The organism is Mycobacterium venezuelense (assembly GCF_054919535.1).
In genome coordinates, this window is sequence record NZ_JBONDW010000037.1 from 20,455 (window position 1) to 31,631 (window position 11,177).

The 11,177-nt window shown below is 62.3% G+C and carries 3 protein-coding genes; 1 reads left to right on the forward strand and 2 read right to left on the reverse strand.

Annotation, left to right across the window (positions count from 1 at the left end):
• The first annotated feature begins 2 nt into the window (after window positions 1-2).
• On the forward strand, window positions 3-290 hold the full coding sequence (locus tag ACRCUN_RS33480; RefSeq protein ID WP_462145901.1) for a WXG100 family type VII secretion target: 288 nt from the start codon (window positions 3-5) through the stop codon (window positions 288-290).
• A 41-nt stretch (window positions 291-331) separates the two neighbouring features.
• On the opposite strand, the gene ACRCUN_RS33485 is transcribed toward ACRCUN_RS33480, so the two are convergent.
• Window positions 332-637, reverse strand: a complete 306-nt coding sequence (locus ACRCUN_RS33485) for a hypothetical protein (protein ID WP_462145902.1) — start codon at window positions 635-637, stop codon at window positions 332-334.
• Between the two features lie 39 nt (window positions 638-676).
• The gene (locus tag ACRCUN_RS33490; protein ID WP_462145903.1) at window positions 677-10,792 is read right to left on the reverse strand and encodes a LuxR C-terminal-related transcriptional regulator; all 10,116 of its coding nucleotides are present in this window, start codon (window positions 10,790-10,792) and stop codon (window positions 677-679) included.
• Window positions 10,793-11,177: the final 385 nt, after the last annotated feature.

Genomic DNA, 11,177 nt, shown 5'->3' on the forward strand with positions numbered 1-11,177 from the left:
TTATGGCTGATGAGTTGGGTGTGACACCGGCCGAGTTGCGGGCGACGTCTCAACATTTGGCTGATGTGAGCGGCCGGATGTTGGCGGTGCTCTCGGGGTTGCGAGCCAAGCTCAGCGGTGAAGGTGCTGCATGGGGTGACGACCGGATCGGTGGTCAGTTCGTCGAGAGTTATCTGCCGCAGTTGGATTGGGTCGATGGCTCCGTCGTCGCCAAAACCGATCTATTGGGCCACTATTCGCGTGGTCTCAAGAATGCGGCAGACGCCTTCGAGCAGCAAGACCAAGCCTGAGACCCGGCATGGCCGGGCGCAGGCTTGCCTCTAGCTGACCGTCACTCCCCGGATCGGTCTTCGGCGGCTTGTATCCGCAGTTCATCTGCCTTGAATTTGTCGTAGGCCATCTGTGGCGGAACCGACGATGATGATTCTTCGATGCGCCCCGAATCCCCCACGAGGAAGACCGCCCGTCCTACCGGCATGTCGAGGAAAGCCATGGGATCGCTTTCATCGATGTCGACCGGCGCGTATACAGCCCACCCGACATCGAAGCGGTCAGCCTCCAAACCGTCGGTCGGATAGTCCAGCCCGCGTGCGCGTATCCATTCCGAAGCCAACGAGATCGCTTGTTCTGCTTCCATGTTCATCCTCCAGTGTTCTCTAACGGTGTTCCTCGGATATCAGTTGACTTTGTCGGCCGACTGTAGCGGCAGCACGCCGTACCATTCAGTATCGACCATCAACCGTCGGCCGAGATCGTCACAGCCAGGTGCGGTGAGGTTTGCCAGGTCGATGGGTTGCGGTCGATCGTTGCCTGACCGCAACTGCTGCATGGTAGCTCGAAGAACCTGCTGGGCAGGTTCGTCCACCGAGCTCAACAGCCGCTCAGCTGATCCCATGACACTAGCCATCGATACCTGTAGCCGTTGTGGATCCGGATCCCACGAGATCCCTGCGCGAGCCCATGCGTAACCACCATCACCGTCCGTGGTGACCTCCAGACGGTCGACCCCGGACCGCTGGAAATAGGGGACTAGCTCTCTCATCAGCGCTTTGGAAAACCGTCGGCCGCGGTGGTCAGGATGATAGATGTACAGGCCTGAATCTTTGACCTCGACCACGAGGCTTCCGGCCGCATCGCGGGAGAATGTTCCCTTGATAGAGCCGATTTCGCGCGCCTGCCGGATCAAGCCATTGAGATCGACTTTCCCCGAGCCGCGCGGGAAGGCGCCCCAGATGACCCGGTACGGCCCGATCCAACCGGTCAGATCATCGGCCAGTTGCTTGAGCCTTGCGGTGTCGGCGGCGTTATCGAGCACGTCACCCAACGGTTCGGCGTGACTGGTGTCGACCACTCGCGCTGCGCGATGCTTTTTGCGGTACTCCATGAGCTGACGCACGAAGTCGGGAACATCTCGAGGACTGCCGACATCGCCGTGGGTGTCGGCGGGCTGTAGTTGCAGCGGAACGTCGTGCAGTGGTTCGACGGGTTCGCCGTCGGGTGTGAGGTACCCAACCGCGGTACGGGCGACCGCTCCCTCCCCCCATTTCGGCGGCCAACCCGCCAACGCACCGGTGTCCTGGTCGGCAAGGCGAATCACACCGCCGTCGTTGACGGCGAGATACGCGTGGCCGCCCCAGCTGCGACCGTTCTTCAGCCACGATGACACGAGCACTGCCGACGAGCCATCGCCCAGTTCACGGAGTTTTGTGGTGACTTCGGCATAGGTGGCGAACCGGGCGCTGGACCTTATCGCTTGGAACAGTGCCCAGGCCGGTACCCCCATGGTGGAACGTGGTTTCTCGACGTGGAGTCGCCGGCCATATCGCTGGGAGATCTGTTCTGCGACGAACTGGGCCGAATTCGGTGGTGTTGCTGGCGTTGACCCGATCCGGCGACGGAACCACGCTCGAAGTTCAGTTGCCGACCATGTGGTGGATCTACCGGGAGTCGGCAGATATCGAACCAGGTGAAGACCGCCGGCCTTCTGAACACCGACGCCTTCCAACAGGCGGCGGCCCAGCTCCGGTTCGTCGGGCGTTGCCAAGTAGGCCAATTCGATGGGCTCTGGGCGACGTTCACTGGTCCCCAAGCGGTGCACCATCTCATCGAGGGCAGCACGCGATTGCTCACTGACCACGGCCGCCAACGCTTCGGCAGACAGCTGAATGCTCTTTATCGATTTCTGGAGATTGCCGGGGTCTGGATCCCATGTGTAGCCGCGCCGCGCCCACACATAGCCGCCAACGTCATGCGTTCTCAATTCGATGCGGTCAACACCAGACCGGACGTAATAGCGCTCGAGTTCTGCGAGTGCTTTAGAAAACCCGTTGTGTCGATGACTGGGCGTGTCGATGTTCAACCCGTTGTGGACTGCGACGAGTCGGCCTTGGTCGTCTTCATCGAATATCCGTTGAATATGGCCGATCTCGCGATTCTCGTCGACGATCACGCCCGTCAAGCGGATTTCGCTGCCGAATCGCAGTGCACGCCAGTTGATGTCGTATGGTCCATACCGGCCTGAGAGGTCATTGGCGAGACGATTGGCTGCTTCAATGTCACCCGATCGCCTCACCACATCGCCCAACGGCTCAGCCTTGCGAGTGTCCACCGCAGAGGTGGGAACTCCTTGGACATGAAGCGAGTCGATCGCGAAGAGCTGAGACGCGCCGTCTGGTGGGAGGGCCGCATCACCGCTGTCGTCGAGGTAACCAACAGCGGTGAGCGACAACGCGCCTTCTCCCCAATATGGCGGCCACCCCGACCACTCGCCGGTGAAGGGATCCCACAGCTTGATTTGACCATCGTCCAGCCGTGCGAGATAAGCATGTCCGCTCCGGTGCGGTCCACCGCTCCACGACGACACCAGTAGGGCCGATGCGCCATTGCCGAGACTGCGTAGGTCATCCGCGACGTCGTCGTAGGTGTCCACGATCACGACATCGGATCCGATCGCCTCAAAGAGCTCACGCGCGGGAACGCCTCTTTCCGACGGCGCCGCATCCAGCTGGAAGCCCCGTTCATGCCACTGCGACAGTTGCGCGATGGCCGCTTGCCCGCAGTTTTGCGCGGAGTGCGACACCGTCACACCGAGATCCTTGACGAAGTGCAAAGCGTGTGTGCCGGAAAGCAACTGCTCTCCCAGGTTGGGCACCTCTGAAGTAGCGAGGTTGGCTAATTCCCAAGGTGAATGAGAACTGCCGCGACTGGAGATCAATTGGTCGATGACGTTCTCAAGAAGGGTGACTGTGCGTCTGCTGACCCGCTCAGCCATCTCCGTGAACGACTTTCGCAGGGCGGCCAAGGATTGGGCCAGTTTGGCCGGCTCCCGATCCCAGTTGCAGTCCAGGAGCGCGAGTGCGTATCCGCTCTTCGAGAAAGAGGACAACTCGATGCGCTCGATGCCGGAGTCGAAATAGAAGGACACCAGTTCCCAAAGCACATCCGCGGCGAATTCTCGGGAGGGGAGATCCTCCTTGAACAGATGGAGCATCTCGAGACGCGCCACAAGTTTATTGTCGTCGCCACGGCCGAATCCCCACGTGATCTCGCCGGCGTCCCGCCCGCCGTCGTGGATCGCGCCAGTAATTTTTTCAGCGCTCGGTTGTCGACGGAGTTCTCCGCTCTGAGGTACAACGTCGAACTGAACTGAGAATCTTCCATACTGCCGCGACAGGTACGCCGCAAGCTGCTGGACACGCTCAGGGTTCCTGCTCCTGCCGTCCACCACTTCTGCGATGAGGCTTCGGCTCCGCGCGAAGCCGTCATCGTCGGGGTAACCGCGAACGTTGATGTTGGTGGTGTGGTCGAGTTCGGCTCGGTCCGTGAGCTCGCTGACTGGTTCGCCGTTGGCGTGGAGATAGGCAACGGCGGTGTAGGACACTGCTTCCTGACCCCAGTACGGTGGCCAGCCCGTGTACAGTTCGCTGTTCTGATCGGCAAGATATACGCGGCCGTTGAGGTTCACCGCGAGGTAGGCGTGACCGCCGCCGTTGGTCTGTGCCCACCGTGAGGCGAGGACGGCCGACGAGCCCGGCCCCATCTGCAGAAGCTTCTTCTCCACCCCGAGGTAGGTATCGAACTCCGCCGTGGTACCGATCGCCTCGAACAGGGTGCGGGCGGGCACGCCCTTGCGCGAGGATAAAGCCCCGATATGAATACGGCGCCCGGTCCGGGCGAAGAGCTCATCGACCACGAAGCGGGCGCAGTCGACGTCAGGGCGCCACCGTGGATTCCATGGGCGGCGGACGCGGCGATCCGAGGGTTGTCGGGCGCCGTCGCCATCGAGACGTAGACGACGTTGGCTCGCCCGTTCGATTGTGCGCCAGCCGAATCGGTAACCAAGTCCACCATCCGTGGTGCGGTGTCTTTCTAGGTGCAGCTGGTCTAGGCGGCCAGCGGCGATCCGCCCGAAGTTCGCGAGCGATTCACTACGAAGGGGAGGTTCGGCCGCCTTGTCGGCGTATCTGAAGTAAGCGTTGTGGGTACCGCGGTTGCTTCTGTGATCCATTGCAGCGGCGAACTCGGCCGTGATACGCCGTGCACCAAATGAATCCATCGACGGATCCACCCCGAGCCCGATCCCGAAGATCCGCCCGGCAGATTCAGGCGTTCGTCCGCCCAACGAGGTGAACGGGTCCCGCGACGACGACGCGACGAACACGTTGTCCCCGATGCCGAACTCTTCTGCGTGCCGCACCGGTCCGGCGCCTGGCGATCCGGCGAGTGTGATGGTGTGAACGTCATCGTGTAACCGCCCACCGCGACCTGCATAACTGGTCGTGGTCGAGCCGTACGAGTGCGCGAATATGTGGTTGTCGGTGAAGTGACTGCCATCGCCGGCCCAAACGTCGCGGGCGGCGTTGAAGGCTCTGATGTCGCTGTAGAGAATCTCACCCCCTAGGCGCGCAAACGTGTGTCGCGCGGCCTGCCACGTCGACTGTCCGCTGGGTGTCTCGTAGCCGATCCACGTAATTGAGGCTGCCTTCAGGTCCGGATCCTCGTGAAGGGCGCTACGCAAGTTGTTGAGCGCATCGCCCATGCAGTAGCCGAGTTGGTCGATCGTCATGCCTTGACCGGGTATGTTCCACAGGACCCGGTCGGCTTCGTAGGGATCTTCGCCAAAGCTCACCAGTGCGCGTCCACTGCCGCCGAATGCCATGGGGTCGAATGCCAGAAGATGCGGACCATCCAGTCCCGCGCGCTCAGCGGTAGTCCGGGCTGTGTCGAGTGCGCGTTGGATGCGGTTGTAACGCGCCAGCCGATCACGCTCAGGACGGGAGATCGGCTCTCCGCGTTCGCGCTTAGCCTGCAGGTCGTTGCGAAGCTGTTGCAATGAACGGACATTGGCTGCATGGCGGGCCGCAACCGGAACGCCCTCGGCGTTCCCGACGTGCTGCGGGTAGACCTCGGTCAGCGCGTATTGCTGCGCAGGGGTCAGCTTCTTCCACCAGGCGGCATTGTTTTGCGCGACCGAGCTCGCCAGTTCGGCCGCCCCCGTCGGGTTGCGTAACCAAGCCGCCGAGGCCACGCCGCGCAGTGCCAACGCTTCGTCGGCCAATCTGCGTAGTGTGGCGGTCGCGGCCGGCCGGAGTTCATCACCGTCATGCGGGCCGCCCTGGACGAGCCCGATGGCATCTTCGGTTGCACCGAGCTGCGCCGGGCCTTCCAGGTCAAGGCGGTACACCGGATCGCCATTGGGGTGGAAGAACGCGGCAGCCGTCGTTGTGACCGTATGCTCACCCCATGGAGGCGGCCACGTGGAACGCCGTCCGAAGTAGGGGTCACTGAACTCGATCGCGCCGTTGCCGATGTTGACTGCGCGGTACATGTGCGACACCGGTCGACCACCGCGATATCGCCAGCGCGACGAGATCAGCGCAGACGCGCCCTCGCCAAGGCTGCGCAGTCTCTCTTCGACTTGCAAGTACGACACGAACCGGACATCCGCATCCAGGCTTTCATACACTCTGCGTGCCGGTACCCCAGTGCGCGACGGCTCCAGCCCGAGACCGGCGGGGTGTCCGTGCCACAGGGAGTGTTCGTCTAGGCACTGATGAGCGCAGTTCGGAGCCACTGAGTCAATCCCGTCAAGGAAGACGTCATCGGCAAACCCGGCATAGATGTTCTCCAGCAGTCGTTTCCCCAGATCCGGTTCGGAATCTGTGGAGAGCTCTGCCAGCTGGCGGGGCTCTGGCATGAGTGGGTGGAGCACATCGACACCGCCACGCTCAGCGTTGAACGGCAGGCAATCCAGGAGCGAGTTCAGGATGTCCTGGGCCTCAGTGCTGACCCCCGAGTCCAGCAACTCGGCCGCTCTCTGTTTGATGCCGGCGAACGTGTGTTCCTTGACTTTCGGATCCGTCGACCAGGCGAGGCCGCGCCGGGCCAAGTTGTAGTTGTTCTCCCACCGCGATGCCACTCGGATCTGGCTGACGCCGGACTCGCGGTAGTAGTGCTTCAAGCCCCACGCGAGCGCACTGCGGAAGCCGTTGTCCTGCAAAGCCCGGTCACGGATTTCGAGTACCTCGTGGTAGGCAACGGGATTGCCGGCACTATCCCGGTCGAAAGTTATCGAGAGTCTGCCGATCTCTCGGTAATAGCCCTCTGGATCGAGATTCCAGTCCAGAATTGGGCCTTCGAGGACGACTGTCTTCTTAGCGACGATTTTGCCCGTCAGCCGAACGCGGTAAGGCCCATACAAGCCGGAGAGATCCTGAGCAAGTCGTCCTACGCGGCCACGGTCTGGGTGTTTGAGCACTTCCTTCAGGGGATCGGCCAGCAACGGTTTGGCCTGACGGGTCGCAGGATTCTCGCCGCGGTAGTCTTTCGTCAGTTGCTCTAGGGAAGGAATTCCTCGGTTCAAACGCCTACGTCGGTCCGGGGGTTGATCACCGGTTCTGTCGTACGTCAGCCGATGAATGTCGGAAAGCTCAAGATAGCGCTGCAGAATCGATGTAAGTTCCCGCTCGAGCTCCTCGCGGACCCACGTTCGCACATCCTCGACGATCAGAGGACCACGGTGGGCCCTGAGAACACCTGCATCGCGGTAGAGCCGAAAATTCGTAACGCCGATCTCCAGGCCTTCTTCGTCGAGGATCGCACCGTGCAGAATCGCGCCGTCGAGCAGCATGCGCGTCGCGCTCGGCGATGCGGTCCACTTGATCAGGTAGGGCCCGTACATACCGGATAGTTCCGCAGCAAGTTGTTGTGCCAGTGCGGGATTTGCGGAATCAACCACCGCCTGCGCCGGGAGGGCGAAATCTGGGTTCACCCGACGTTCGAAGTCGTTGTCCGGGTGGCCTTGGATATGGCCGACGCGTTCGGCGGCGGTGAGTTCCTCCGGGTCGCCGGCCAGCGGTACGGCGGCTTGGCCCGCGGGATCGAGGTAGCCGGCGGCGATCGTGGCGACGGCGTTGGCATGGTAGCCGGAGAACTGGTGAGTGGCGGGGTCGTAAGGGTAGTGGCGTTTCGTATGGGGGTCCCACAGGGTGATGGAGCCGTTGTCATTGACCACGACGGCCCCATGTCCGCCTTGACGACCGTTGTCGCTCGCCCATGACCAGGCGACCACTGCTGCCGAACCGGGACCCAGTTCCGAGAGTCGTTGGGCTACATGCACAAATGAGGCGAACTCGGTGCCGGACGCCACCCCAACGGCTTCGAAAACCGCCCGTGCGGGCACCCCTTCGGCTGTCGGGGTGGCCGCAAGTTGGAAGAGACGGTGAGGATAAACCCTATCGAGGTATTCGACCACCTCCGGCCCACACAGCGCATTGCCGTGTGTCGCGTCCGGTAGGGGCTCTGGTACGGGATGGGCCAGGCCGCTCTGATAGGCCATCGCCACGAGGTGGGCATGGTCGCGGGCCGCGAGTTTTGACGCGATGCTGCGGAGCAGAGACCGTATCTCGTGCGGAGTGAGGGACAGTTGGATGGCGGTTTCGGCGTTGGACAACCCATCGCTCAGCAACGTCAGCACTTCGCGTTCACGGGTGGTCAGGCCCAACAGCCGTTTCTGCACGATTGTCGTTGGGTCGGTATGCGATCCAGGCCTGACCAGCCCAGTCTTGTAAGCGAGTGCCACGAGTTGGCTACGAGTACTCGTTGCCAGCGTCTTGGAAATGTGGTTGATATGTTCGGCGACAGCCGCCGGGCTGATGGACAACTCGATGGCGATCTCGGGGTTGGGTAGTCCCGCTGCGACGAGTCGCAACACTGCGTTCTCGTCCTGGGTCAGCTGAGCCAGACTGGTCCGCGGATGAGTCTCGGTTTGGGGGGACTCGATCTGGTCCGACTGCTGCGCCAACGGGTGGGATGGTGCTGTAGCCAGGCCGCCGCGGTAGGCCATCGCGACGAGCTGTGCCTGGTCTCGCGCGGCCAGCTTCGTCAGGATGTTGCTGACATGAAATCGCGTGGTCTGTGTGCTCAGTGAAACATGTTCGGCAATATCAGCATTGGAGCGGCCCTCAAGCAGCAACGGCAGTATTTCGCTTTCCCGTAGCGTTAGTGAAAGCAGGCTGGTCGGATCGAGGGCTGCGCCGTCGGCAGGCGACCCGGGACGGACGAGTCCTCGACTGTATGCGGCCACTACCAGTTCGCTACGTGTTGACACATCCAGCTTGGCTTTGATGCGTCCTACGTGACCGGCCACCGCGCCCGGTTTTGTTGACAGCTGATCGGCGATCTCAGGATTTGAAAGCCCTGCGGCGACGAGGCACAGCACATCGTGCTCGCGGGCGGTGAGTTCGGTGGTGGCCCGCGGCGCGGTATCCGGGTCGCTGTGCTGGTCTGGCGCGGGCGCGTCACTAGAAGCGTTCTGCGTCGGCAGATCGAGATCGCCGGCGTAGGCCAGTGCCACAAGCTGGGCAAGGTCCCGCGCCCCGAACTTCGCCGTGATGTTGGAAAGGTGGAATCGGGCGTCTGGTGGGTTCAGCGCCAGGGCGGCAGCGATCTCCTTGACGGGTATGCCTTCGAACAGCAGCGCCAACACGTCCTGTTCCCGGGGCGTCAACTGAGCCAGAACAGTCGCTGACAACGACGGGCCGGATTGCTTCGAGGCATTCATCAGGCCGCCGTCGTAGGCCAGTGCAACGAGTGTATGACGCTCCAGCGCAGAGAGTTTCGCAGCAACACGACCGACATGAAAGTTGGCGGTCCCAGGATTGGCGGACAGTTCGGCGTCGATCTGGGAATTCGACAGTCCGGCGGCCACCAACAGCAGCACGTCGCGCTCTTGTTCGCTCAGGTCAGCCACGCTTGCCGGATTTGCCGGTGACATCTTTCGCAGGCCGGGATGGATCAGACCGCTCTCATAGACCATTGCCACGAGCTGAGTGCGCTTATGTACCCCGAGCTTGGCCATGATGCGGTAGAGGTGACTACTCACCCCGGCTTGTGTGATCGACAGCCGGGCGGCGATCTCGGCGGTGGACAACCCCTCAAGCAGCAGTGCCAGCGCGGTGCATTCCAGTGAGCCGAGGTCCACCAGACTGCTTGGCAGCGCTGTGCGCGTGTCACTTTGTGGCTCAGGGCGGAGCAGACCGCTTTCGTATGCCGCAATGACGAGTTGAACGCGATCGCGCGTGTCCAGTTTGGACATGATTCTGGTGACTTGATTTCCGACATATGCGGGGCTGCCCGATAGCCGAGTGGCGATCTCAGCGTTGGACAGCCCTTTAGCAACCAACTCCAGAACCTCTTGCTCACGTTGTGTGAGTTCGAGCGGCTGCACGGGCGTGTCGGTGCGCAGTCCGGGGCTGGCCATTCCGCTGTGATAAGCCATCGCCATGAGCTGCGCACGGTCCCGCGCGCCGAGCTTGTGAAGTATTCGACTGACGTGGACACGCGAAGTCGAGGGGCTGGTCGACATCTGGGTGGCAATTTCTTCGGTGGACAGGCCGCCCAGCAGCAATGACAGCACCTCGCGTTCGCGACGGCTCAGCTGCCCGAGATCCTCCTGCGCAATCCTCGGCATATCGGTACGCGAACCGGGACGAACCAGGCCGTGCTCGTACACGACAGCCACGAGTTCGGCGCGGTCCCGCGCACCCAATGCCGGCATGATCCGATTGATATAGAAGGCTGCCGTAGCCGGGGTGATCGACAACTGGGCGGCGATCTCAGCGTTGGACTTTCCCTGACCCGCGAGTTCCGCAACTTCGCGTTCGCGACTTGTCAGCTTGGCGAGACGGTCCCCGGGCAGACCCTGGACCGGTCCGATCGCCTTCTCCACGGCACCGAGTTGAGGCGGCCCCTCCACCACGAGGCCATACACCGGTTGATGCCGGGAGTTGAAGAGGGCCGCAGCCGTGCGTGCGATCTCCCAATCCGGGGCGATATCAGTGGGTTTTGAGTGGCCGGAACATTCGTTATAGAAGACGCGGCCGTCTTTGTTGAATGCCATCCACATGTGACCACCGCTTCGCCCACCGCGGTCGGCCCAGCGTGATGCCAACAGCGCTGCGGCGCCGTTCCCCAGCGCGAGCAATGCAGCTTCAACTTCGCTGATCGACATGAATCGCACATCGGAACCGAGAACCTCGAAGAGCGGCCGGGGAGGCGCTCCATCGGGTGTGTTCGGAATGGTCACCGGAACCTCTCGACCAAACCACTCCGACCACGCCTTGACGGCTCGATGCAGACAGTTTTCGGGGTCCGGCTGTGCGGGGCTGTCGTGGAGGACGTCATCGGTGGCGGTAGAACGGGCGGTGTCTTCCTTCTCCTTGCTCGAATGAGCCTGAGGAGCAACGCTATCGAAGGTACGAGACGCAGGGATAGGCACTGCTGCGGAGGCCATCGGATCGACGGAAGCGGACGACGCAACTTCTTGACGCTCGGGGTACTGGTCGCGTGGCTGCGGCGGGGAGGGTGTGACGGGTGTCTGTTGGCGTCCGGTTGACGGCCGCGCCGTTGGGGACAACACAACGGCCGGTGTGAAACTGCTCGACGAGCTAGTCGGGATGCCTGCGGCAGGAATGCTTGGTTCGTTGCCGGTCTCTGGGGTGGTTGGTGTGGTGGTGGTGGGTTCGGTGGTTGCTGCTGCGGGGGTGCGGGTGTCGTGGTGTTCATGCGGGGTGGACGGTGCGTGACTGTCGTTGACGACGCTTGTGTTTGCCGCACCATCGTCGACGGCGTCAGTCGGTGTGGTTGCATCCGACGGCGAGGGCGCATTGCGATCGGTA

Excerpts from the sequence above, each read along its gene's own strand:
- ACRCUN_RS33480 (WP_462145901.1), top strand. The coding sequence starts at position 3 with ATGGCTGATGAGTTGGGTGTGACACCGGCCGAGTTGCGGGCGACGTCT.
- ACRCUN_RS33485 (WP_462145902.1), bottom strand. The coding sequence starts at position 637 with ATGGAAGCAGAACAAGCGATCTCGTTGGCTTCGGAATGGATACGCGCA.
- ACRCUN_RS33490 (WP_462145903.1), bottom strand. The coding sequence starts at position 10,792 with ATGGCCTCCGCAGCAGTGCCTATCCCTGCGTCTCGTACCTTCGATAGC.